Source organism: Pseudomonas putida (assembly GCF_028682635.1).
Lineage (GTDB): Bacteria > Pseudomonadota > Gammaproteobacteria > Pseudomonadales > Pseudomonadaceae > Aquipseudomonas > Aquipseudomonas putida_AE.
The window spans coordinates 287,083-310,240 of record NZ_JANHLK010000003.1; the positions used below are offsets into that span (position 1 = coordinate 287,083).

Here is a 23,158-nt window from a genome sequence, read left to right on the forward strand (position 1 = left end):
GTTGATGGACCGTTATGTCGTTTTCGGTAACCCGATTGGCCACAGCAAATCGCCGCTGATTCATCGCCTGTTCGCCGAGCAGACCGCGCAGAAACTCGACTACAGCACCTCGCTGGCGCCCCTCGACGACTTCTCCGGCTGCGCCCGGGCATTTTTCCTTGAAGGTCGTGGTGCGAATGTGACGGTGCCGTTCAAGGAAGATGCCTTTCGCCTCGCGGACAGCCTGACGGCGCGGGCGCAACGAGCCGGTGCGGTGAACACCCTGAGCAAGCTGGCCGACGGCACCTTGCTGGGGGACAACACCGATGGCGCCGGGCTGGTGCGGGATCTCACGGTCAACGCCGGGTTCGGCCTCAAGGGCAAACGCATCCTGCTGCTGGGTGCCGGTGGCGCGGTGCGCGGTGCGCTGGAGCCGTTGCTGGCCGAGCAGCCGGCGTCGGTGATCATCGCCAATCGCACGGTGGATAAGGCCGAATTACTGGCGGAATTGTTCTGCGATCTGGGCCCGGTAGCGGCCAGTGGTTATGACTGGCTGCAGGAGTCGGTGGACCTGATCATCAATGCGACGTCCGCGAGCCTCACGGGCGATGTGCCGCCGATTGCGCCAAGCCTGATCGAGCCGGGCAAAACGGTTTGCTACGACATGATGTACGGCAAGGAGCCGACTTCGTTCTGCCGTTGGGCCAGCGAACACGGCGCGGCGGTGTCGATGGATGGCCTGGGGATGCTGGCCGAGCAGGCGGCGGAAGCGTTCTTCCTGTGGCGCGGGGTGCGCCCGGATACGGCACCGGTGTTGGCGGAGCTTCGTCGGCAATTGGCGCTTTAAGATCAAAAGATCGCAGCCTTCGGCAGCTCCTACAGGGTGAGCGCAAGCCCATGTAGGAGCTGCCGAAGGCTGCGATCTTTTCAGTCTTCAAAGCGTATCGGGCATTTTTCTGCCCCTTCCAGCTTCCTCAATTCATCCACCACCTGCGGCCTGGCCCGGCGCAGGGTCAGGCTGCGGTCCTGGCGCAATAGCCGCCGCGCTTCCTGATGCAGCATCTCCACCCCTGAATAGTCGATGAAATTGATCTGCTGCGCCTCGATCACCACGCGTGCACCGTGCATGCGTTGCAGGCGAACTTGCAGGTAATGGCTGGCGCCGAAAAAGATCGAGCCGCCGACCCGCAGAATGTCTTCATCGCCGTCGCGTAAATGCTGCACCCGTGGTTGTGAGGTGCGCTTGAGGTAAAAGAACAGCGACGCCAACACCCCGGCATAGATCGCCGTCTGCAGTTCCAACAGCAGCGTGGCGATGCAGGTCAGGCTCATGACCATGAACTCGGCGCGGCTGACCCGCAGCAACGCACGAATACCCCGATGATCCACCAGGCCCCAGGCGATCAGCAAAATGCTGCCGGCCATGGCCGGGATAGGAATGTGAGCGATCAGGTTCGCGCCAAAAATCGCAAACAGCGCCACCCACAATGCCGAAAAAATCCCCGCCAGTGGCGAACAGGCACCCGCTTCGTAGCTCAGCCCCGAACGGGTGAACGAGCCGGCCGAGAGCGATCCGGAGAAAAACGCACCGACGATATTGGACAGGCCTTGGGCGCGAACTTCCTGGTTGGCGTCGAGTAGTTGCTGCGAACGTGCAGATATCGAGCGGGCAATCGACAAACTGGTGACCAGCCCGAGCATGCCGACTGCCACGGCGCTGGGCAGCAGGCGCAGGATCAGGTCCAGGTCAAGCGGCAGTGGGCTCAGGGGCGGCAGCTGGCCAGTGAAGGCGCTGACCAGTCGCACATGCCCGAACATCGATGGCCAGAGCCAGACCAGCAGGGCTGCCAGCACCAGGGTTATCAACAGGGTCGGCCAGCGCGGCAGGCACAGCTTGAGGATCACGCCGACCACGACAGTAGCCAAGCCGAGCATGAGCGAGGGTTTATCCACTTCACCCAGGTGTTTGAACAAGGTGATGAAACTGTCCAGGGCGGTGGCCTGGCTGGGCAGGTCCAGGCCCAGCAGGTTGGGCAACTGGCCGACGGCAATCACCACCGCCGCGCCGAGGGTGAAGCCAAGCACCACTGAATGAGAGACGAAATTGACCAGCGCACCAAAGCGCAGCAATCCCAGCAGCCACTGGAAAATCCCGGCCAGGAAGGTCAGTAACAGGATCAGGGTGACGTAGTCTTGCGTCGCCGGCACGGCCAGTGGACTGACGCTGGCGTACAGGACGATGGAGATGGCCGCCGTAGGACCGCAGATCAAATGCCACGACGAGCCCCACAGGCAAGCAATCAACACCGGGATGATCGCCGCATACAGGCCGTACTCCGGTGGAAGGCCGGCAATCAGTGCGTAGGCGATGGATTGCGGTAACGCGAGAATCGCGCCACTGAGGCCGACGACCAGGTCACGACCGACGCTGGCGCGGGTTTGCCGGGGTAACCATGAAAGGAATGGGAAGAGTGAATGGCGGCTGGGAAGGGCCATGGGTCCTCTCGGGTTGGGTTTTGCATAAGGGTATCAGCACCACGCATTGTGGGAGCGGGCTTGCTCGCGAATGCGGTGGATCAGGCAACTTCAATGTCGACTGATCCACCGCATTCGCGAGCAAGCCCGCTCCCACATGGATTAGAGCTTGGCTTTCACGGCCGGCAATGCATCCTTGCCATCCACGGTCTTCACGCCATCGAGCCACTTGTCCAGCACGGCCGGATTGGCCTTGATCCACGCCTTGGCCGCATCGGCATTGCTGACTTTCTTGTTCACCACCTCGGCCATGATGCTGTTCTCCATCTCCTGGGTGAAGCTCAGATTGGTGAGCAGCTTGCCGACGTTCGGGCAGGCCTGTGCATAACCTTTGCGGGTCAGGGTGTGGACGCTGCCGGTGTCACCGAAATATTTCTCGCCGCCTTTCAGGTAATGCATTTTCAACTGCACATTCATCGGGTGCGGCGTCCAGCCGAGGAAGGTTACGAACTTCTGCTTCTTCACCGCCCGAGACACTTCGGCCAGCATGGCTTGCTCGCTGGATTCGACCAGTTTCCACTTACCCATGTCGAAATCATTTTTCTTGATGATCTCTTGCAGCGAGATGTTGGCCGGTGCGCCAGAGCCGATGCCATAGATCTTGTGGTCGAACTTGTCGGCGTACTTGTTCAGGTCGGCAAAGTTATGCACACCCGCGTCCCACACGTAGTCCGGCACAGCGAGGGTGAACTCGGTGCCGTCGAGATTCTTCGCCAGTTGCGTGACGTCACCGGTGGCGACGAACTTGTCGTAGAAGCCCTGCTGCGCCGGCATCCAGTTGCCGAGGAAGACATCCACCTGGCCGTCCTTGAGCCCGCCAAAGGTGATCGGCACGGCGAGGGTATCGACCTTGGCCTTGTAGCCCATGCCGTCCAGCAGAAACCCGGTGATGGCGTTGGTCGCGGCGATGTCGCTCCAGCCCGGGTCGGCCATCTTCACCGTCTCGCAACTCTGATCGGCATAGACCGACGCACTGCCCAGGGCCAGGAGCCCGACCGTCAGTACTGTGGATAACCTTTGCATGGACTTCCCCTTGAGATTATTGATTTTGGCAGGGTTGTGGATAACGTGCTTTGCGCTCCAGATCGTCGAGGTCGATGTGGTTGCGCATGTATTGCTGACTGGCGTCCACCAGCGGCTGGTGATCCCAGCTCTTCAGCTTGCCGATGGTCAGGGCATCAGCAACGAAACGCCGGCGCCGCTGGCTCGCGAGCACCTGTTGGTGGATCGCCGGAATATTCCATTTGGCCCTCGCTTCGGTGAGAAAATCGTCGAACAGCTGGCGATGTTGCGGCGAATGGCTGAGTTCTTCCAGCTCTCGTGGGTCATTGTGTACATCGAAGAGTAGGCAAGGGTCGTCTTCGCTGTAGATGAATTTGTAGGCGCCACGGCGAATCATCATCAGCGGGCTGATGGTGCCTTCGGCCATGTATTCGCCGAACACTTCGTCGTGACCGCCCTGCCCTTGCAGGTGCGGCACCAGCGAGCGACCATCCAGAGGCAAGCCCGGTTCCAGAGAGCCGCCGGCCAGTTCTACGAAGGTCGGCAACAGGTCGGCGGTTGACACCGAAGCGCTGACCCTGCCGGCACCGAATTGCCCTGGTGCACTTATCAACAGCGGTACACGAGCTGCCATCTCGTACCAGTGCATTTTGTACCAGAGCCCTCGTTCACCGAGCATGTCGCCGTGGTCGCCGGAGAATACGATGATGGTGTCGTCGATCAGCCCTGTATCTTCGAGTGTTTGCAGGAGTTTGCCGACGTTGTTGTCGATATAGCTGCACGCACCGAAGTAGGCGCGGCGCGCGTCGCGGATTTTATCCACAGGTAGCGGCTTGTCCCACAGGTCATAGACCTTGAGCAATCGCTGGGCGTGCGGATCGAGTCCGGCTTGGTCCGGTGTAACCGGCAGCGGGATGTCGGCGTCGTCGTACAGATCCCAGAATGCCTTGGGAATGGTGTACGGGTCGTGGGGGTGCGTCATCGAAACCGTCAGGCAAAACGGCTGGTCGCCATCTTCGCGGATGTGGTCGAACAGGTACTGCTGGGCCTTGAACACCACCTCTTCGTCGAAATCCAGTTGATTGGTGCGCACGCAGGGGCCCGCCTGCAGCACCGACGACATGTTGTGGTACCAGCTCGGACGCACGTCCGGTTCATCCCAGTTCACCGCCCAGCCATAGTCGGCGGGGTAGATATCGCTGGTCAGGCGCTCTTCATAGCCGTGCAACTGGTCCGGACCACAGAAATGCATCTTGCCCGACAGCGCGGTGCGGTATCCGAGGCGGCGCAGGTAGTGGGCATAAGTCGGCACATCGGCAGGAAAATCCGCCGCATTGTCATAAGCGCCGATCTTGCTCGGCAGCTGGCCGCTGACCAGGGTAAAGCGCGAAGGCGCGCAAAGCGGGCTATTGCAGTAGGCGCTGTCGAACACCACGCCGCCGGCGGCGAGGCGGCTCAGATTAGGCAGCTTGATGGGCGATGGGCCGTAGAGGGGCAACATTGGCGCGGCCATTTGATCGGCCATGATGAAAAGAATGTTCTTGCGCTTCATGTGTTCGCGGCATTCCATAGTGGATGTTTATGCGAGAGTGCTGGGATCGAGGATGTAACCCCCACACTTTGCGGTAAAGCCCATGGCCGGCAATGACTAGGATAAGCATAGCTTATGTATGACGCACTTGGTGACCTCTCTCTGGATTTACTTCGTGCTTTCGAGTCGGCGGCCCGTCAGCGCAGCTTCACGGCGGCGGCGGTCGAGCTGGGCACCACACAGCCGGCGATCAGCCAACAGATCAAGCGCTTGGAGGAGCAACTGGCGACTCGACTGTTCGACCGAATCTATCGAGGTATCGAACTGACCGAGGCCGGGGTCATCCTTTTTGAGCAGGTTCAGCTGGGTTTGCAGAATATCGACGCAGGATTGGCGGCAATCAGCGCGCAACACCAGCACGAGGTGCTGCAGGTCGCCACCGATTTCGCCTTCGCCGCCTACTGGTTGATGCCCCGGTTGCACCGCTTTCATGCGGCCAATCCACAGGTCGACGTCAGCCTGGTGACCAGTGAGCGCAGCCACAACATGCTGCGCAGCGATATCGACGTAGCGGTGCTGTTCGGCGATGGTCGTTTCAAGCAGGGCGAGAGCCATTGGCTGTTCAGCGAGGAAGTGTTCCCGGTGTGCAGCCCGCAGTTGTTGAATGATCGTGCCCTGCCCCTGCCCGCCCAGTCGTTGCTGGAGTTTCCGCTCCTGCACCTGCGTGGCGAAAACAGCAGTCACTGGTTTGACTGGAGCGGTGTCTTTCGCGAGCTGGGCATCACCTCGGCCCCGGCCCCCGGCCAGTTGCGTTTCGACAATTACACCTTGCTGATTCAGGCCGCCATTGGCGGACAGGGCGTGGCCATTGGCTGGCGGCACCTTGTGGATAACTTGTTGGCGCAGGGATTGTTGTGCCGGCCGATTGCCGAAACGGTGATTTCCAGGCTGGGTTATTACGTGGTGTTGCCACAGCGCAAGCGACGTGGGGCGCTGATTCAACAGTTCGTTGATTGGCTGATGGCTGAGCAGGCCAGCAGTGCGCAATCGTTGACGGGAATGTCGTTTCCTTCGATTGCGGTTTGAAGATCAAAAGATCGCAGCCTGCGGCAGCTCCTACAGGGACATGCTTTACGGCTCAGAAGTCGCGATGAAATTGACGTGCTCGCTGATATGCAGGTTTAGATGCAGCTCATCAGCGATCCCCACCGCCGTGCGGGCCAGGCGTGCGAGCGGTTCGGCCAGCCCCGGCTCAAGACTGCTGCTGACCTGGCTGAAGTGCTCAATGGTCAGCCCCGGCACTCCGCGCGGGGCATTCACCATCGTCCAGTGCAAGGCACTGCTTTGTAGCGCTTCGCGGATTTCCTCGGCGGCGTGCAGTTCCAATCCGTCCTCGAACTCCGGATCGTCCAGAATCTCGAAATCACCCACCAGAAACAACCGCGCAATGCCCGCCGCCTGCATGCCATCGATCAATGCATCCACCGCCAGCACTTGCTCGACCGGGCCGGGCACGATGGTTTTTTCCACATGCTCACTGTTAAAGGGCAGCCCCGGTGCGTCTAATAAGCAGACGACAGCCGAACTGCCGGCCACGCTTTGCTTCACACGCTCGGCATCGAACAGGTCGCCGGTTTTGGTACGCAAACCCGGTCGCGGCGCCAGGGCCGTCAGATCATCGAGAATGGCGATCACTTCATGCTGACGCCGCAGCATTTCAGCCATCAGCGCACTGCCCAGGCTACTCATGGCACCATAAAGCACCACTTTCACCACCGGGGTTTCGGCATTTTTCATGGCTGGCTCCGTTGTTGCGGGGTATATGGCGTGTGACCTGCCGGAAACGGTGAGGGTTCGACTCGGTTTGGAGGATTCAGATGCAACGGATCAAGGGCTATCACGCCCATGTGTATTTCGACGCCAGCACCATCGACCAGGCGCGGGCCCTGTGTGAGCGAGCCGCACAGTTATTCCCGCTGCAGATGGGCCGCGTACATGAGCGCCCGGTCGGCCCGCACCCGGACTGGAGCTGCCAGCTGGCGTTCGGCCCCGAGCTGATCGGCGAGGTGCTGCCGTGGCTGGCGCTCAACCGCAAGGGGCTGGTGGTATTCCTGCATCCGGACACCGGCAACGACTTGCTGGATCACCGCGATCACGCGATTTGGATGGGCGCGGTTCGGCCGTTGGACCTGTCTATTTTCTGATCAGAGCGTTTCTTCGGCTTCGCCCGGCAGATGCTCATCCAGGTGCAGCCACGGCAGGCGGCTGTCGGTCCAGATGTGCCGTTCGGCCGGGGCCTGTTCCGGGTGGTCGAGGGTGGCAATGGTCACGTCGATGCTGTCCGGGCTCAGGTGAGTCACCAATGCCAGTTGCGCCCCGCAGTTGCCGCAGAAATAGCGCGTGCAGGTGGGTGAAGAGTCGTATCGCGCCGGTGTCCCAAGCAGCCATTGAAAGGCTGAAGCCGGGACGGTGATCCAGGTCGTCACGATCCCGCCGCTGACTCGCCGGCAGATCGAGCAATGGCAGTGGGCGATATCGTGCAATGGCCCGCTGAATTGATAGCGCAGTTGTCCACAGTGGCAACCGCCGGGGTGGAATTCGACCATGCTGTTCCTCCTGATGCGTCTTGACTGACGCCTTCGCGAGCAAGCCCGCTCCCACACTGGATCTATGTCGTACACAAAACCACTGTGGGAGCGGGCTTGCTCGCGAACGCCTCAATCCGGTCCGACGACCGGTTGCACATCCGGTCAATGCTTTCATCGGCGAAAGCTGGCTGAAAGCTTCCCCGATTAGGATCGCCCTCACTGCCGGCAACAGACCGGTTGGCTACAGCGAATGTTCGATTGTTCGCCCGGCCCATTTAACAACAACAATGGTGACCCTGATGTCCTCTTCTATCCGCCGCTTCGCTGCAACTCCGCCCGTACGTCTCGTGCTTCCCGTTCTGCGCTGATCCCGTCCGATCCGCTCATTCCCTAGCCGCGCTACGCCTGGAGTATTCCCATGCTGACTTTCCTTGGCTTCGCCATGGTCATCACGTTCATGTTCCTGATCATGACCAAGCGCCTGTCCGCGTTGATCGCCCTGATCATCATCCCGATCGTTTTCGCCCTGTTCGGCGGTTTCGGCCCGAAAATCGGCCCGATGATGCTCGAAGGCATTACCAAGCTCGCGCCGACCGGCGTGATGCTGATGTTCGCGATCCTGTACTTCGCCCTGATGATCGACTCCGGCCTGTTCGACCCGGCCGTGCGCAAGATCCTCAAGATGGTCAAGGGCGACCCGTTGAAAGTGTCGGTCGGTACCGCGGTACTGGCGCTCGTGGTTTCCCTCGACGGTGACGGCGCGACCACGTACATGATCTGCGTGGCCGCCATGCTGCCGCTCTACAGCCGCATCGGCATGAGCCCGCGGATCATGGCGGGCTTGATCATCCTCGCCGGTGGCGTGATGAACATGACCCCCTGGGGTGGCCCGACCGCCCGTGCGGCCAGTGCGCTGCATGTCGACCCGTCCGACATCTTCGTGCCGATGGTTCCAGCGATGGCGGCCGGTGTCCTGGCCATCCTCGCCATTGCCTACTTCTACGGCAAGCGTGAACGTGCGCGTTTGGGTGAGTTGCACCTGGTGGGCGACGAGATCGACCACAGCGAGATCACCGTTTCGCAATTCCCGGATGCCCGTCGTCCGAACCTGATCTGGTTCAACGGCGCCCTGACCCTGGCCCTGATGTGCACCCTGATCGCCGGCCTGTTGCCGCTGCCGGTGCTGTTCATGGTGGCGTTCAGTATCGCCATGATCGTCAACTACCCTTGCCTGCAACAGCAAAAAGATCGCGTCGCGGCCCACGCCGGTAGCGTGCTGGCGGTGGTCGGGCTAATCTTTGCCGCGGGCATCTTCACCGGTATCCTGTCGGGCACCGGCATGGTCGATGCCATGTCGAAGAGCCTGCTGTCGGTGATTCCGGATTTCCTCGGCCCGTACCTGGCGGTGATCACGGCGTTGGTGAGCATGCCGTTCACCTTCTTCATGTCCAATGATGCGTTTTATTATGGCGTGTTGCCGGTACTGGCCGAAGCCGCCAGCCATTACGGGATTACCGCAGTGGAAATGGCACGTGCCTCGATCGTCGGTCAGCCCGTCCACTTGTTGAGCCCGCTGGTACCATCGACCTACCTGTTGGTGGCCCTGGCGGGTATCGACTTCGGTGATCACCAGCGCTTCACCCTGAAGTGGGCAGTGCTGGTGTGCATGTGCATACTGGTTGCCGCATTGCTGATGGGGATTTTTCCGCTGTTCAGCACTCTATAAGCCCAAGACTCACCATTTCGGGTCCTGGCTTCGCGGTTTGAAGTCGGGGCCCTTTTTGGTTTAACAATCGCTTAAAGGAATACACATGGAATGGCTGACCAACCCTGAAATCTGGGTTGCCTTCTTTACCCTGACCGCCCTGGAAATCGTCCTGGGTATCGATAACATCATCATGATTTCGATCCTGGTCAGCCGCATGCCCAAGCACATGCAGCAGCGCACCCGGATTTTCGGCCTGGCGCTGGCCATGGTCACGCGGATCCTGTTGCTGTTGTCCATCACCTGGGTCATGCGCCTCACTGCCGATCTGTTCGAAGTGTTCGGCCAGGGTATCTCCGGGCGTGACCTGATCCTGTTCTTCGGTGGCCTGTTCCTGCTGTGGAAGAGCTCGCAAGAGATGTACCACGCGCTGGAAGGTGAAGACGAAACCGACGACGAGCCAAACCTCAAGGGTGGCAACTTCCTCTACACCATCATCCAGATCGCGATCATCGACATCGTGTTCTCCCTGGACTCGGTGATCACTGCAGTCGGCATGGTGTCCCACGTACCGGTCATGGTCGCGGCAATCGTCGTGGCGGTACTGGTGATGATGCTGGCCTCGGGCACTATCAGCGCGTTCATCGACAAGCACCCTTCGCTGAAGATGCTGGCGCTGTCCTTCCTGTTGATCGTCGGTATGGTGCTGATTGCCGAATCCCTGGACGTGCATGTACCAAAAGGCTACGTCTACTTCGCCATGGCGTTCTCGCTGGCGGTGGAAGCGATCAACATCAAGATGCGCACCGCGATTGCGAAAAAGAAGAAGCGGCAGGATCCAGTGAAACTGCGCAAGGACATTCCGGGGCAGTAACCCGTAAGCGGTATGTACGCAAAACTGTGGGAGCGGGCTTGCTCGCGAAGACGGAGTGTCAGTCGACATCATTGTTGCCTGATACACCGCTTTCGCGAGCAAGCCCGCTCCCACATTGGTTTCATGACAGTTTTGTTTCAATCAGCACTTTAGCTATGCGATGCTGGCGCACAGACCGTTAGCCAACTACAGCTTAAGTACAGAACGTAGAACGTCGCGCGGCACCGCTAACTTGCCCCTCTGGGGCGCTACCACCACAGGGGGCCTGCATGCTCACCCTGCTCAATTTGCTCTCAGCCGTGGCCTTGCTGATCTGGGGCACGCATATCGTCCGAACCGGCATCCTGCGGGTGTACGGCTCCAACCTGCGCCACGTCATCGGCCAGAACATGTCCAAGCGCTGGCTGGCGTTCATCGCGGGGATCGTCGTGACCGCGATGGTCCAGAGCAGCAACGCCACGGCGATGCTCGTCACCTCGTTTGTCGGTCAGGGCCTGATGGCGCTGACCCCTGCCCTGGCAACCATGCTCGGGGCCGATGTCGGTACGGCATTGATGGCGCGGGTGCTGACCTTCGACCTGTCATGGCTGTCGCCACTGCTGATTTTTCTCGGGGTGATTTTTTTCCTGTCGCGCAAACAGACGCGGCTGGGGCAAATGGGCCGCGTCAGCATCGGCCTGGGCTTGATCATCCTGGCGCTGCAACTGATCGTCGAGGCGGCCGCGCCGATCACCCATGCCCAAGGGGTGAAGGTGATTTTCGCCTCGCTGACCGGCGACATCCTGCTCGACGCCCTGGTCGGCGCCTTGTTCGCGATGATTTCCTACTCCAGCCTGGCGGCAGTCCTGCTGACCGCGACCCTGGCCGGCGCCAGCGTAATCAGCCTGCCAGTAGCCATCGGCCTGGTGATCGGGGCCAACATCGGCAGCGGCATTCTCGCGTTCCTCAGCACCAGCATGCAGAACGCTGCCGGTCGCCAGGTGGCGTTGGGCAGCCTGTTGTACAAGCTGATCGGCCTGTTGCTGATCATCCCGGTGCTCGACCCTCTGGTGCACTGGATCGACAGCCTCGACTTCAGCCCCCAGGAAATGGTCATCGGCTTTCACCTGCTCTACAACACCGCACGCTGTCTGATCCTGCTGCCCACCGTCGGGCCGATGGCCCGGTTTTGCGCGTGGATCCTGCCGGAGCGCCCGCAAACCAACGGCATGGCCAAGCCCCGGCACCTTGACCCGACAGCCTTGGTCACGCCCAGCCTGGCGTTGGCCAACGCGGCCCGGGAAACCCTGCGCATGGGTGATCTGATCGACAACATGCTCGAGGCCATGCTCGACGTGCTGCACGGCAAGCAAACCGCCGTGACCCAGGAAATGCGGCGCCTGACCGATGATGTCGAGGCGCTCTACAGCGCGATCAAGCTGTATCTGGCGCAGATGCCCCGGGAAGACCTCAGTGATCAGGACAGCCGGCGCTGGGCGGAAATCATCGAACTGGCGATCAACCTCAAGCTCGCCAGCGACCTGATCGAACGCATGCTGCGCAAAGTCCAGCAGCAAAAAACTTCCCAGCGCCGATCGTTTTCCGAAGTGGGCCTGGAAGAGCTGGCCGGGCTGCACAGCCAGTTGATTTCCACCCTGCGCCTGGGCTTGTCGGTCTTTCTCAGTGCCGACAAGGAAAGTGCCCGCCAGTTGCTGCGTGAAAAACGTCGCTTTCGCGCACAGGAACGCCGCCTGGCCCACGCGCATGTCAGCCGTTTGCAACGTAAGATCGTGCAGAGTATCGAGACCAGTTCGCTGCACCTGGAGTTGATTGCCGACATGAAGCGTCTGAATTCGCTGTTCTGCAGCAGTGCCTACGTCGTATTGGAAGCGTCCGACACCGGCGCGCTGGTTGTGGACGATTTGGCTGATATCACGCATTCGCCTTGAACGTCTGGCAAGGTGATCAGTCAGTAACATTGATTCAGCCTCAAGGCCGTTATTGCGAGCAAGCTCGCTCCCACAGGTTTCGAGTTGACCACAATGAATGGATCAGCCCGGATTCTGTGGGAGCGAGCTTGCTCGCGATGGCGGACGGAAGGACGAAACGGATCTCCGATTGGTTGCCGGGAAGCTCGTTATGCGTTGTCTGTTGTTCGCCTGTCTGTTGCTTGGTTCACTCCCTTCGTTTGCCCTGGATCGCTTCCAGGTCGAGGGCTATACCCTGCGCAACGGTTTGCAGATGTTGCTCAAGCCCGGTACCGAGCGCGGGCACGTGGCGATCCGGCTGGTGGTCGGGGTAGGCCTGGATGATTTCGGTTGCACCGATAAAGAACTGCCGCACCTGCTCGAACACTTGCTGTTCAGCGGCATCGACGCCAGCGGTGAAGGCGGCCTGGAGGAGCGCATGCAGGCGCTGGGTGGCGAGTGGAACGCTTTCACCAGCAACGCCGACACCACCTTCGTGATCGAAGCCCCGGCGAAAAACCAGCGCAAGGTCCTGGATTTGCTGTTGGCGCTGCTGACCCAGACCCATTTCGACGACGACGCCATCAACGCCGCCAAGCAAGTGGTCGAGCGTGAAGACGGCGGGCACTACACGCACCTGCAACGCTGGCTGGATCGCCAGGACCTGGGCCATACCGCCAGCAATCAATTGGCCGTGGAACTGGGCCTCAAATGCCCTGAGCGCGCGGAAGTCGATCACCTGACCCGCGAACAGCTGGAGAACGTGCGCAAGGACTGGTACGCGCCGAACAACATGACCCTGATCGTCGTCGGCGATCTCGACCGCTTACTGCCGGCCTATCTGGATCGCACTTATGGCGAGCTTGCCCCCATCACTCCGACAGAGCACCCGCCCCTGCCCCAGATCCAGGCCAGCGCCGCCCATGAGCGCAGCCTGATCCATGGCTTCGTCGGTGGCGGGGCCAAGCTGCACTGGCTGGTACCGGAGCCGGTGCTGGACGATCAGCACGACGAAACCTTCGACCTGCTCAAGGACTATCTGGACTGGGCGCTCTATCGCCAGCTGCGCCTGGCGCACGGCCTGTCCTATGGCCCCTGGGCCGAGCGCGAGGTGTTTGGCGGCGTTGGCTTCATGAGCCTGAATGCCGACCTGGAGCGCGACGACGTGAACCAGGCACTGGAAGTGCTGGATGACTTGAAGGCCGGTATGCTCAAGGACGGTCTCAACGCCGAGACCTTCAATCGCCTCAAACAGGCCGCCATCGCCCGCCAGTCCTGGGCGGTGCAAGGCAACAGCGCACTGGCCGATTACTACTGGAGTGCCCTGGGGGACTACGCAGACGGCCGATTCGCCAACCCGGTCAAGGAATTGCAGGCGGTCACGCTGGCGCAAGCGAACAAGGCCATGCGCGAACTGCTCCTGCAGCCGGGGTATGTGCGGATCGAAAAACCCCTGGTCAGTTATGACCAATTGATGTGGGCGATTGCCGGGCTGTCGGGGTTGTTGCTGTTGGGCCTGGCGGCATGGCGTTTTCATCGCAGAAAGTAAGCGCTTTCACCGATGAGGCGGTAACCTGTCAGGGATTTTTCCTACGACTACTGTGAACCGCCGAATGCCGACCCTGACCCTATTCGTCCAGCGCATCCTCGAGCTGATGAAACGCTACCCCGGGGTCATTGCGCTCGGTGGTTTCGTCTCCGGGATCGGCAGCTTCATCCTGGTGGATCGCCAGCAGGGCCTGGCGAGCTGGATCACCACCATCATGCTGATCAGCTGGGTCTGGCTGATGCTGGAAAACAGCCTGACCAAGCTATTCACCCGAATCTTCAAGCGGGAGATCCCCCAGCCCTTGCTGCGTTATGCGACGCAGATGATTCACCAGGAAAGCCTGTTCTTCGTCCTGCCGTTCTTCTTCATCACCACGACCTGGAACAGCGGCCAGCTGTTCTTTACCGGGCTGCTGGGCATCGCGGCGCTGATTTCCATCATCGACCCGCTCTACTACAAGTGGCTGGCGCCGCGGCGCTGGGCGTTCCTGGCGCTTCACACCCTGACCCTGTTCGCCGCCCTGCTCACCGCGCTGCCGGTGATCATGCACCTGACCACCGCGCAAAGTTTCAAGTGGGCGCTGGGCATCGCCGTGCTGTTGTCGTTTCCGAGCCTGGCATCGATCTTTCCGATCCGCACCCTGCGCAACGCCCTGGCGATCCTGAGCATTACCGTGGGTATCGGCGGTGTCGGTTGGGTGCTGCGCTCGTGGGTGCCGCCGGCAACCCTGTGGATGACCGACGTGGCCATCAGCACGCAGATGCAGGATCGCACCCCCGGCGCCAGTCTCGATGAAGTCAGCGCCGAGCAGATTCGCGGCGGCGGCCTCTATGCCTACACGGCGATCAATGCGCCGCGCGGCCTGGACGAGCGGATCTATCACGTCTGGCAATTCAACGGCAAAGAGGTCGACCGAATCCCACTCGATATCCACGGCGGTCGCAAGGAAGGTTACCGGGCCTGGACCCACAAGCAGAATTTCCCGGGCAATCCGGCAGGCAAATGGCAGGTTCGGGTGTTGACCGAAGACGGCCAATTGATCGGCGTATTGCGCTTCAAGGTGGCTGACAGCACACCGGTCAAAGAAAAGTAAGGCAGTTCGTGCTATTACGTAGCTCTGCGTAACAGCCGAAAAAGCACGGAGCTTATGACCAGCAGCACAATGGCCGGCAATGCCCAATTGGACACCTCGCACTCCCCGCCTCAGATACGGGTGACGGGAGACTGGACGCTCGCCCATTACGCCGACCTCAAGCACCTGAGCGAAAAGCTCGAAGGCCAGTACAACGACAGCACCCTCATCGATCTCAACGGCCTCGGCGCCCTTGATACGGCCGGCGCCTCGCTGCTGGTGGAACTGCTGGGCTCGGAACGCCTGGGCCGCTCCGCGCAACATCCTGATTGCACCCTTTCCTCCGCCGACCGCGCGTTGTTGCAAACCGTCTATCAATCGCTGACGGATTTCTGCGTGCCCATCAAGGAGCCGGAAATCAGCGTCGGCATTCAATTGCTGACCCGCATCGGCCGTGCGGTGGACACAGTCTGGCAGGACACCCTGCAACTGCTTGGGTTCGTCGGCCTGATCCTGGAAACCATCGTCCGTGGCCTGTTTCGTCCCAAGCGCTGGCGCATTACGCCGATGGTGGCGCACATCGAACAGACCGGCCTCGACGCCGCGCCCATCGTTGCCCTGCTGACCTTCCTGGTGGGCGCCGTGGTGGCGTTTCTCGGGGCGACAGTGCTGAGCACGTTCGGCGCCAGCGTGTTCACGGTGGACCTGGTGGCGTTTGCCTTCCTGCGCGAATTCGGCGTGCTGCTGACCGCGATCCTGATGGCCGGGCGCACCGCCAGTGCGTTCACCGCGCAGATCGGCTCGATGAAGGCCAACGAGGAAATCGACGCCATCCGCACCCTGGGCCTCGATCCGATGGAATTGCTGGTGGTGCCGCGGGTCCTGGCCTTGCTGGTCGCGTTGCCGATGCTGACCTTCCTGGCGATGGTCTCGGGGATTATCGGCGGCGGCGTGGTCTGCGCGGTATCGCTGGATATTTCGCCGGCAATGTTCCTGTCGCTGCTGCAGTCGGACATCGGCGTTCAGCACTTTCTGGTGGGGATCGTCAAAGCCCCGATCTTCGCCTTTCTCATTGCCGCGATAGGTTGCCTGGAAGGCTTCAAGGTCAGCGGCAGCGCCGAGTCCGTCGGTGCCCACACCACATCGAGCGTGGTGCAGTCGATTTTCGTGGTGATCGTGCTCGACGCCGTGGCCGCGCTGTTTTTCATGGAGATGAGCTGGTGAGTCGAGTACACCGAGCCCCCGCCGAGGCGGTGATCGAAGTCCGTGGGCTGTGCAATCGTTTCGGCAGCCAGAGCGTGCACGAGAACCTCGACCTGGATCTGTACAAGGGCGAGATCCTTGCCGTGGTCGGCGGTTCCGGCAGCGGTAAATCAGTGCTGCTGCGCAGCATTGTCGGTTTGCGCCAGCCCAGCGAGGGCGTGGTGAAAGTCTTCGGGAAAAACCTGCCGAGCCTGCCCGAGCACGAGCGGTCCCTGATCGAGCGGCGCTTCGGCGTGCTGTTCCAGAAAGGCGCGCTGTTCTCTTCGCTGACCGTGACCGAGAACGTCGCCCTGCCCCTGATCGAACATGCCGGTCTGAGCCGCGACGATGCCGAGCACCTGGCGGCGGTGAAGCTAGCCTTGGCCGGCTTGCCGCTGTCGGCGGCGGACAAGTACCCCGCGTCCCTGTCCGGCGGCATGATCAAGCGCGCAGCACTGGCGCGGGCCCTGGCGCTGGACCCGGACATCCTGTTTCTCGACGAACCCACCGCCGGCCTCGATCCGATTGGTGCGGCCGCCTTCGATCAACTGATCCTGACCCTGCGTGATGCCCTGGGCCTGAGCGTTTTCCTGGTGACCCACGACCTCGACACGCTCTACACCATCACCGACCGGGTGGCGGTGCTGGCGCAGAAGAAAGTGCTGGTGGCCGATGCCATTGACGTGGTCTCGGAAACCGACGACGCGTGGATTCACGAATACTTCCATGGCCCTCGCGGCCGCGCGGCGCTGAGTGCCGCTCAACAGCTCAACGAGGTCTGACATGGAAACCCGAGCCCATCATGTATTGATCGGCCTGTTCACTGTGATCGTGGTGGCGGGCGCCCTTCTCTTTGGTTTGTTCCTGGCCAAATCCAGTGTCGACACCGAGTTCAAGGATTACGAGGTCGTGTTCAACGAGGCGGTCAGCGGCCTGTCCAAGGGCAGTTCGGTGCAGTACAGCGGGATCAAGGTCGGTGACGTGGTGACCCTGCGCCTGGACCCGAAAGACCCGCGCCGGGTGCTGGCGCGGATCCGCCTGGGCGGCGATACCCCGATCAAGGAAGACACCCAGGCCAAACTGGCGCTGACCGGGGTCACCGGCACCTCGATCATCCAGCTCAGCGGCGGTACGCCTCAGAGCCCGACGCTCAAGGGCAAGGACGGCAAGCTGCCGACCATCATTGCGTCGCCCTCGCCCATCGCTCGCCTGCTCAATGACAGCAACGACTTGATGGCCGGGGTGAACACCTTGATGCACAACGCCAACCTGATGTTTTCCACGGAAAACATCGAGCGCATCAGCAAGACCCTGGAGCATCTGGAGCAAACCACCGGGGTCATTGCCGACCAGCGCGGCGACATTCGCCAGGCCATGCAGCAATTGGCCTCGGTCGGCAAGCAGGCCGGTACCATGATGGAGCAGACGTCGGCGTTGATGCGCAACGCCAACGGCTTGCTCAATGACCAGGGCAAGCAGATGTTCGGCAGCGCCGAACAGGCCATGAAGTCGCTGGAACAGAGCACCGCGACCATCAACCAGCTGCTGAGCACCAATCAGGAGTCGCTCAACAACGGCATGCAGGGTCTCAATGGCCTGGCGCCGGCGGTGCGTGAGCTGCGCGAGACCCTCACCTCGTTGCGGGCTATTTCCCAACGCCTGGAATCCAACCCCAGCGGCTACCTGCTGGGCCGTGACAAGAGTAAGGAATTCACTCCATGAGGCTGACCCGCCTCGCCCTCCTCGCCAGCTTCACGCTGATCAGCGCGTGCTCGATCCTGCCCAAGTCGGAACCCTTCGATCTTTATCGATTGCCGTCGGCGCAAAGCAGCATACCGGCCAGTCACGTCACACCGCAGCGCTGGTCGTTGCGCCTGAACAAACCCCAGGCCAGCGAAGCGTTGAACAGCCCGAACATTGCCGTCATCCCCCAGGGCGACGTGATCAGCAGCTACAAGGGCTCGCGCTGGAGCGACCCGGCGCCGGTATTGCTGCGCAACCGGCTGCTCGATGGTTTCCAGCGTGATGGTCGGGTGACGCTGCTGAGTACCGATGACAGCAACTTCCAGGCGGATCTGGAGCTGGGCGGCAGCTTGCAGGCGTTTCAGACTGAGTATCAGGGCACCAGCGCCAGCGTGGTCGTGCGCCTGGATGCCTTGTTGGTGCGTGGGTATGACCAGCGAATCCTCGCCAGCAAACGCTTTGAAGTGCGCCAGCCGTTGAGCGATTTGAAGGTGCCGGCGGTGGTGGCCGGGTTTGGCCAGGCCAGCGATCAGATCACGACGCAGGTGGTGGCGTGGGCGGTGGAGCAAGGACAAAAGTTAGCGCCGCCCGCGAGATTTTGAAAGTCCTGCGGACCTTATCGCTGGCAAGCCAGCTCCTACAGGTACAGCGCGCTCTCTGTAGGAGCTGGCTTGCCAGCGATAAATGTCGGATTCACCCAAAGAACCAGTAGCAAACCCCAATCGCCCCCAGCACACCCGCCAATTCCGCCAACAACGCACACCCCACCGCATGGCGCGCGCGCTGGATACCCACCGCGCCGAAGTACACCGCCAGTACGTAAAACGTGGTTTCGGTACTGCCCTGGATCGTTGCCGCCACCAGCGCCGGGAAGCTGTCCACGCCAGAGGTTTTCATGGTTTCGATCAGCATCGCGCGGGCGGCGCTGCCGGAGAACGGCTTGACCATCGCGGTCGGCAGCGCGTCGACGAAGCGCGTGTCCCAGCCGGCCCACTCCACCAGGTGCCGAATCCCGTCCAGGCCGAAATCCAGGGCGCCGGACGCCCGCAGCACGCCCACGGCGCAGAGCATCGCCACCAGGTACGGTAGCAGGTTCTTCGCCACATCAAAGCCTTCCTTGGCGCCCTCGACGAACGCTTCGTAGACCTTTACCTTGCGCATTGCACCGATCAACAAAAACAGCATGATCAAGCCAAATAGCGTGAGGTTGCCGAGGATCGACGACAGACCCGCCAGCGCGGTGGCTGACATTGTCCCCAGTAACGCCATGAAACCACCGAGGGCCAGGGCGCCGGGAATCAGGTACGCCAACACGACCGGGTCCCAGACGCGCAGGCGTTGCATGAAGGCGACGGCCAGGAAGCCGACGATGGTCGAGCAACTGGTGGCGAGCAGGATGGGCAGGAACACCAGCGTCGGGTCGGGCGCGCCTTGCTGGGCGCGGTACATGAAGATCGTCACCGGCAGCAGGGTCAGGGAGGAGGCGTTGAGCACCAGGAACAGGATCTGCGCGTTACTGGCGATCGTATCGCTGGGATTGAGCTCCTGCAGGGCCTTCATGGCCTTGAGGCCGATGGGCGTGGCGGCATTGTCCAGGCCCAGGCCGTTGGCGGCGAAGTTCAGGGTGATGAGGCCGATGGCGGGGTGGCCGGGCGGGACTTCCGGCATCAAGCGCAAAAACAGTGGACCCAAGGCCCTGGCCAGCCATTCGACGATCCCGGCTTTCTCGGCGATCCGCAGGAAGCCCAGCCACAGGGTGAGCGTGCCGAACAGCAGGACCATGACCTCGACGGACAACTTGGCCATGGCGAAGATGCTCTCCACCATCGCCGCGAAGATCCCGGCGTTGCCGCCGATCAACCATTGCGCCAGCGCCGACACGGCAGCCACGATGAAGAAGCCAAGCCACAGGCCATTAAGCATCAGTCAAATCCCCCAAAAGATGCGCGAATGATAGCGGGGTGACCAGAAACGACAAACCCCGGATTTCTCCGGGGTTTGTTGGGGAGGCTGACTCGGATCACTGTGGGAGCCAGCCTGCTGGCGATGAGGCCGACACATTCAACATCTCTGTTGTTTGATGTACCGCTATCGCCAGCAGGCTGGCTCCCACAGAAAAGCCACCACAGGGTTCAGATCAGTTGCTGGAGGTTTCACCAACCGCCAGCTTTTCCTTGCTGCGCCAGTGCGGCAGGGAGTTCCAGTAGCGCTGGCCCTTGGCGTCGTCGTACATGCCTTCCCAACGAGCGATGACCAGCACGGCCAGGGCGTTGCCGATCACGTTCAGGGCGGTACGTGCCATGTCCATCACGCGGTCGACACCGGCGATGAATGCCAGGCCTTCCAGCGGAATACCGACGCTGCCCAGGGTCGCCAGCAGCACCACGAAGGACACGCCCGGAACGCCGGCGATGCCTTTGGAGGTGACCATCAGGGTCAGTACCAGCAGCAATTGCTGGCTGATCGACAGGTCGATGCCGTACAGCTGGGCAATGAAGATGGCTGCAATGCTCTGGTACAGGGTCGAACCGTCCAGGTTGAACGAGTAACCGGTTGGCACCACGAAGCTGCAAATGGCTTTAGGCGCGCCATAGGCTTCCATCTTCTCGATCACACGCGGCAGCACGGTTTCGGAACTGGCGGTGGAGTAAGCCAGTACCAGCTCATCCTTGAAGATGCGCATCAGCTTGATCACCGAGAAGCCGAACAGGCGAGCGATCAGGCCCAGGATCACGAAAGCGAAGAAGGCGATGGCGAAGTAAACCAGGATCACCAGTTTGGCCAGCGGAATCAGCGACGCGAAGCCGAAGTTGGCCACAGTCACCGCGATCAAAGCGAACACGCCGATCGGGGCGTAGTTCATGATCATGTGAGTGACCTTGAACATGCTTTCCGATACGCCCTGGAACATCTTCACCAGCGGCTCGCGCAGGTCCGCCTGCAGGCTCGACAAACCGAGGCCGAACAGCACGGAGAAGAAGATGATCGGCAGCATTTCGCCGCGAACCATGGCCGCAAAGATGTTCGACGGGATCAGGTTGAGGATGGTTTCGATGAGCGCGTGTTCATGCTGAACCTCGGCCGCCGTGGCCTGGTACTTGGAAATGTCCACAGTGCCCAGGGTGCTCATGTCGATGCCGGCACCCGGATGGAACAGGTTGGCCAGCAGCAGACCGACCACGATGGCGATGGTGGTGACGATTTCGAAGTAGATGATGGTCTTGAAGCCGATGCGCCCCAGCTTCTTGGCGTCACCCACGCCGGCAATGCCGACGATCAGGGAGGAGATGACGATCGGGATCACGATCATCTTGATCAAACGGATAAAGATATCGCCCGCTGGTTGCAAGATATTGCTGATCCACCAGGCTTTTTCGGCACTGAAATGGTTGAGCAGCGCACCGATTGCAATCCCCAATACCAGACCGATGAGGATCTGCCAGGCGAGGCTAAGCTTTGCCTTCTTCATATCTTTACCCTTACTTCAGTTTGACTCGGACAGATGCAGAAACGGTTTCGCTTGTGGCGAAAATGTCAGAGCACTTGCCCCCGTATAAGGAGCCCCGGAGCGCTTGTTAGTGGCTCTCTGGCAGGCGAAAAAAGGCGCAACTATTCCGATGCAAGGAAGCGACGTCTAATGCCGTAAACGCCTACCCTATGCCGAATCGGCATGAGGTTTTTTCAGTGAAACGCGCGTCCCAACCGGTTCGAATACGACATATTGGCAGGCATAAGTGCCGTGAACCGGCCATCACAGAGCAGATTGGGTGTTTTTTGATCAGCTGGGAAGGGTGCTGAAAAGGCAGAAAAACCCCTTATGTGCGCCGAGACCCGGGCACAAAAGAAAGGCGATTTTTCTCGATGTACGGTCGCTCATGGAGCACCGCGAACGGAAAAACAAAGGCTTGGGGCAGTACAACGACTTTAGCCTTCAAGCTCTACGCAAGTCCGTCGAGCCGCGGTTGGCTGGCGAACTTGCGTGGCAGCTTTACCCTGACCCGGCCCTTGCGCAGGCACTCCCTGTACCCGTAGGTCACTCCGCCCCTGAAGCAGGCAGAACGTCCCGACCCCCTGGTCATGCGCCTGCCTTCCTCAGGTGGCGCAGCGGCAAAGAAGCAGTGCGCTTCTTTCGCGTCTGGAAATCAGTACCACTTTGGATCTTTTCTCAGCTGCTCCATCAACAAGTCCTGCATACCCTGGTCCGGTTTTCCGAGGAAACGGTAGTTGGCATGCCGTGTCGGCGACTTGTCGGCCGGTAAACCTGCCGGTACTTCGACCAGCATGGCGTAGGCCTCCTTTTTGTCGAAACTGACCGCGACGATCAGGCGTTCGTTGGTGCAACTGGCCTGCGATTGGCACAGCGGCCCCACCAGATACTTGTCGCCATCCTCTTCAACGCCGTTCATTTGTTCAGCATCGCCGGACAGGTTGATCACCCATTCCGGCAGCCGTTCTTCTTTTTTCACTACGCCTTGCCAGGTTTCGCGGTACTGCGGATCCGCGTTCAAGAGCTCGTTGACCCGTGCCTGCCCATCATTGGCGGCGATTGCCATGGCACTACCGCCCAGTAGCAGGGCGGCTGCCAGTGTCTTTAACGAAACGCTCATGTTCACCCTCGGCCGCGACGGCCAAAGAAGAAGGAAGCGATGAACATCACCAGGAACACGACAAAGAGAATCTTGGCGATACCCGTGGCGGTGCCCGCGATACCACCGAAGCCCAGGACTGCGGCGACAATGGCAATGATCAAGAATGTGATTGCCCAGCTCAACATGGTGATTCTCCTTACGTTTCTATTTAAAGGTGCTGCATTCCCGGCGCGTCAAGCGCACCAAGTCGAATGTGCTTAAAACACCCAGCGTTCCTGACGCGGCATCTCATCGGCCGGCTGTGCCTGGTCGACGTCCATCATTCGCATCGGGGTGTTGTCTGCCAAACCGCTGCCTGCTGCGCTGAAGTGGGTTTGGGTCGGACGTTCAAACGATACGCTCGGGGCTTCTGGCTGCTGGCTCTGTTCCCAAAGAAGAAACTGTTGGCCGGCAAACAAGGTGATCAACAGTGCAAGTACCGCAAACAGGCCTTGCTGAACATGCAGTGGCGAGAGATGCAATTGGGCGGCACGTTGACGATTCATCCTGAAGCTCCTCCCACGCTGGGGAATATCGGGTTGAGGGCTTTTGTTGTTGCCCTGCGTTAATCAGCTTATTGCAGCCTGCATGCCAGCTTTTTTCCTTTAAAAAAACCTTTAAAAACAATAAGTTAGTGATATGCCATAAATGCGTCCAGACGCATCCTGCACGATGAGCCCTCGTGCGGTCGTGCGTAATGCACGACTAGTCGCAAAGAGATCGCAATATTTTTGAATTGAGAGGAGGGCGCAGCTGTCAGAAAT

General features: G+C 60.6%; 22 protein-coding genes. 12 read left to right on the top strand and 10 right to left on the bottom strand.

All coding sequences use genetic code 11. The features are described 5' to 3' along the window. The first annotated feature begins 4 nt into the window (after positions 1-4). A complete protein-coding gene (gene aroE, locus NPS56_RS05600; protein ID WP_274073797.1) occupies positions 5-826 on the top strand; it encodes a shikimate dehydrogenase in 822 nt (273 codons plus the stop codon). 80 nt (positions 827-906) lie between these two features. Here the strand turns inward: aroE and NPS56_RS05605 are convergent, their stop codons facing one another. The 3 genes from NPS56_RS05605 to betC form a co-directional block, all read right to left on the bottom strand. Further along, the gene (locus tag NPS56_RS05605; RefSeq protein WP_274073798.1) at positions 907-2,475 is read right to left on the bottom strand and encodes a SulP family inorganic anion transporter; all 1,569 of its coding nucleotides are present in this window, start codon (positions 2,473-2,475) and stop codon (positions 907-909) included. A gap of 141 nt (positions 2,476-2,616) precedes the next feature. Then, entirely contained in the window at positions 2,617-3,537 is a 921-nt protein-coding gene (choX, locus tag NPS56_RS05610) for a choline ABC transporter substrate-binding protein (protein WP_274073799.1), read from the bottom strand. A gap of 16 nt (positions 3,538-3,553) precedes the next feature. After that, the gene (betC, locus tag NPS56_RS05615; protein WP_274073800.1) at positions 3,554-5,068 is read right to left on the bottom strand and encodes a choline-sulfatase; all 1,515 of its coding nucleotides are present in this window, start codon (positions 5,066-5,068) and stop codon (positions 3,554-3,556) included. 114 nt (positions 5,069-5,182) lie between these two features. Here betC and NPS56_RS05620 point away from each other — a divergent pair, with 114 nt between their 5' ends. Next, a complete protein-coding gene (locus NPS56_RS05620; RefSeq protein ID WP_274073801.1) occupies positions 5,183-6,133 on the top strand; it encodes a choline sulfate utilization transcriptional regulator in 951 nt (316 codons plus the stop codon). Between the two features lie 45 nt (positions 6,134-6,178). On the opposite strand, the gene NPS56_RS05625 is transcribed toward NPS56_RS05620, so the two are convergent. After that, positions 6,179-6,844: an NAD(P)-dependent oxidoreductase gene (locus tag NPS56_RS05625; protein WP_274073802.1), complete on the bottom strand. Its 666-nt coding sequence runs from the start codon at positions 6,842-6,844 to the stop codon at positions 6,179-6,181. Positions 6,845-6,924: 80 nt separating this feature from the next. Here NPS56_RS05625 and NPS56_RS05630 point away from each other — a divergent pair, with 80 nt between their 5' ends. Beyond that, positions 6,925-7,251, top strand: a complete 327-nt coding sequence (locus NPS56_RS05630; protein WP_274073803.1) for a DOPA 4,5-dioxygenase family protein — start codon at positions 6,925-6,927, stop codon at positions 7,249-7,251. Here NPS56_RS05630 and NPS56_RS05635 read toward each other — a convergent pair whose 3' ends face one another. Then, positions 7,252-7,653, bottom strand: a complete 402-nt coding sequence (locus tag NPS56_RS05635) for a GFA family protein (protein WP_274073804.1) — start codon at positions 7,651-7,653, stop codon at positions 7,252-7,254. It abuts the gene before it with no gap. A 400-nt stretch (positions 7,654-8,053) separates the two neighbouring features. Here NPS56_RS05635 and NPS56_RS05640 point away from each other — a divergent pair, with 400 nt between their 5' ends. From NPS56_RS05640 to NPS56_RS05680, 9 genes are all read left to right on the top strand, one after another. Then, positions 8,054-9,361 (top strand): CitMHS family transporter, encoded by a 1,308-nt coding sequence (locus NPS56_RS05640; RefSeq protein WP_274073805.1) that lies wholly within the window; start codon positions 8,054-8,056, stop codon positions 9,359-9,361. A gap of 85 nt (positions 9,362-9,446) precedes the next feature. Continuing rightward, complete coding sequence (locus tag NPS56_RS05645) at positions 9,447-10,214, top strand: TerC family protein (RefSeq protein ID WP_274073806.1); 768 nt, start codon at positions 9,447-9,449, stop codon at positions 10,212-10,214. Positions 10,215-10,483: 269 nt separating this feature from the next. Further along, positions 10,484-12,142, top strand: a complete 1,659-nt coding sequence (locus tag NPS56_RS05650) for a Na/Pi cotransporter family protein (RefSeq protein WP_274073807.1) — start codon at positions 10,484-10,486, stop codon at positions 12,140-12,142. A 190-nt stretch (positions 12,143-12,332) separates the two neighbouring features. Further along, positions 12,333-13,709, top strand: a complete 1,377-nt coding sequence (locus tag NPS56_RS05655; RefSeq protein ID WP_274073808.1) for a M16 family metallopeptidase — start codon at positions 12,333-12,335, stop codon at positions 13,707-13,709. 64 nt (positions 13,710-13,773) lie between these two features. Then, positions 13,774-14,802: a DUF5924 family protein gene (locus tag NPS56_RS05660; protein ID WP_274073809.1), complete on the top strand. Its 1,029-nt coding sequence runs from the start codon at positions 13,774-13,776 to the stop codon at positions 14,800-14,802. 54 nt (positions 14,803-14,856) lie between these two features. Further along, the gene (locus NPS56_RS05665; RefSeq protein WP_274073810.1) at positions 14,857-16,005 is read left to right on the top strand and encodes an ABC transporter permease; all 1,149 of its coding nucleotides are present in this window, start codon (positions 14,857-14,859) and stop codon (positions 16,003-16,005) included. Then, a complete protein-coding gene (locus NPS56_RS05670) occupies positions 16,002-16,805 on the top strand; it encodes an ABC transporter ATP-binding protein (RefSeq protein ID WP_274073811.1) in 804 nt (267 codons plus the stop codon). The genes NPS56_RS05665 and NPS56_RS05670 overlap by 4 nt, the downstream gene beginning before the upstream one ends. 1 nt (position 16,806) lies before the next feature. Continuing rightward, on the top strand, positions 16,807-17,745 hold the full coding sequence (locus NPS56_RS05675) for an MlaD family protein (RefSeq protein WP_274073812.1): 939 nt from the start codon (positions 16,807-16,809) through the stop codon (positions 17,743-17,745). Continuing rightward, a complete protein-coding gene (locus NPS56_RS05680; RefSeq protein WP_274073813.1) occupies positions 17,742-18,368 on the top strand; it encodes an ABC-type transport auxiliary lipoprotein family protein in 627 nt (208 codons plus the stop codon). Before NPS56_RS05675 ends, NPS56_RS05680 begins: the two co-directional genes overlap by 4 nt. Positions 18,369-18,459: 91 nt before the next feature. On the opposite strand, the gene NPS56_RS05685 is transcribed toward NPS56_RS05680, so the two are convergent. From NPS56_RS05685 to NPS56_RS05705, 5 genes are all read right to left on the bottom strand, one after another. Beyond that, positions 18,460-19,689 (bottom strand): nucleoside recognition domain-containing protein, encoded by a 1,230-nt coding sequence (locus tag NPS56_RS05685; RefSeq protein ID WP_150773141.1) that lies wholly within the window; start codon positions 19,687-19,689, stop codon positions 18,460-18,462. Between the two features lie 214 nt (positions 19,690-19,903). Continuing rightward, the gene (gene gltP / locus NPS56_RS05690; protein WP_274073814.1) at positions 19,904-21,235 is read right to left on the bottom strand and encodes a glutamate/aspartate:proton symporter GltP; all 1,332 of its coding nucleotides are present in this window, start codon (positions 21,233-21,235) and stop codon (positions 19,904-19,906) included. A gap of 673 nt (positions 21,236-21,908) precedes the next feature. Next, on the bottom strand, positions 21,909-22,373 hold the full coding sequence (locus NPS56_RS05695; RefSeq protein ID WP_274073815.1) for an inhibitor of vertebrate lysozyme family protein: 465 nt from the start codon (positions 22,371-22,373) through the stop codon (positions 21,909-21,911). A 2-nt stretch (positions 22,374-22,375) separates the two neighbouring features. Then, positions 22,376-22,540 (bottom strand): DUF1328 domain-containing protein, encoded by a 165-nt coding sequence (locus NPS56_RS05700; protein ID WP_003170804.1) that lies wholly within the window; start codon positions 22,538-22,540, stop codon positions 22,376-22,378. Between the two features lie 72 nt (positions 22,541-22,612). Next, a complete protein-coding gene (locus NPS56_RS05705; protein ID WP_274073816.1) occupies positions 22,613-22,900 on the bottom strand; it encodes a hypothetical protein in 288 nt (95 codons plus the stop codon). Positions 22,901-23,158 lie beyond the last annotated feature (258 nt).

Coding starts and splice junctions, on each gene's coding strand:
- aroE (WP_274073797.1), top strand. CDS start 5: ATGGACCGTTATGTCGTTTTCGGTAACCCGATTGGCCACAGCAAATCG.
- NPS56_RS05605 (WP_274073798.1), bottom strand. CDS start 2,475: ATGGCCCTTCCCAGCCGCCATTCACTCTTCCCATTCCTTTCATGGTTA.
- choX (WP_274073799.1), bottom strand. CDS start 3,537: ATGCAAAGGTTATCCACAGTACTGACGGTCGGGCTCCTGGCCCTGGGC.
- betC (WP_274073800.1), bottom strand. CDS start 5,068: ATGAAGCGCAAGAACATTCTTTTCATCATGGCCGATCAAATGGCCGCG.
- NPS56_RS05620 (WP_274073801.1), top strand. CDS start 5,183: ATGTATGACGCACTTGGTGACCTCTCTCTGGATTTACTTCGTGCTTTC.
- NPS56_RS05625 (WP_274073802.1), bottom strand. CDS start 6,844: ATGAAAAATGCCGAAACCCCGGTGGTGAAAGTGGTGCTTTATGGTGCC.
- NPS56_RS05630 (WP_274073803.1), top strand. CDS start 6,925: ATGCAACGGATCAAGGGCTATCACGCCCATGTGTATTTCGACGCCAGC.
- NPS56_RS05635 (WP_274073804.1), bottom strand. CDS start 7,653: ATGGTCGAATTCCACCCCGGCGGTTGCCACTGTGGACAACTGCGCTAT.
- NPS56_RS05640 (WP_274073805.1), top strand. CDS start 8,054: ATGCTGACTTTCCTTGGCTTCGCCATGGTCATCACGTTCATGTTCCTG.
- NPS56_RS05645 (WP_274073806.1), top strand. CDS start 9,447: ATGGAATGGCTGACCAACCCTGAAATCTGGGTTGCCTTCTTTACCCTG.
- NPS56_RS05650 (WP_274073807.1), top strand. CDS start 10,484: ATGCTCACCCTGCTCAATTTGCTCTCAGCCGTGGCCTTGCTGATCTGG.
- NPS56_RS05655 (WP_274073808.1), top strand. CDS start 12,333: ATGCGTTGTCTGTTGTTCGCCTGTCTGTTGCTTGGTTCACTCCCTTCG.
- NPS56_RS05660 (WP_274073809.1), top strand. CDS start 13,774: ATGCCGACCCTGACCCTATTCGTCCAGCGCATCCTCGAGCTGATGAAA.
- NPS56_RS05665 (WP_274073810.1), top strand. CDS start 14,857: ATGACCAGCAGCACAATGGCCGGCAATGCCCAATTGGACACCTCGCAC.
- NPS56_RS05675 (WP_274073812.1), top strand. CDS start 16,807: ATGGAAACCCGAGCCCATCATGTATTGATCGGCCTGTTCACTGTGATC.
- NPS56_RS05680 (WP_274073813.1), top strand. CDS start 17,742: ATGAGGCTGACCCGCCTCGCCCTCCTCGCCAGCTTCACGCTGATCAGC.
- NPS56_RS05685 (WP_150773141.1), bottom strand. CDS start 19,689: ATGCTTAATGGCCTGTGGCTTGGCTTCTTCATCGTGGCTGCCGTGTCG.
- gltP (WP_274073814.1), bottom strand. CDS start 21,235: ATGAAGAAGGCAAAGCTTAGCCTCGCCTGGCAGATCCTCATCGGTCTG.
- NPS56_RS05695 (WP_274073815.1), bottom strand. CDS start 22,373: ATGAGCGTTTCGTTAAAGACACTGGCAGCCGCCCTGCTACTGGGCGGT.
- NPS56_RS05700 (WP_003170804.1), bottom strand. CDS start 22,540: ATGTTGAGCTGGGCAATCACATTCTTGATCATTGCCATTGTCGCCGCA.
- NPS56_RS05705 (WP_274073816.1), bottom strand. CDS start 22,900: ATGAATCGTCAACGTGCCGCCCAATTGCATCTCTCGCCACTGCATGTT.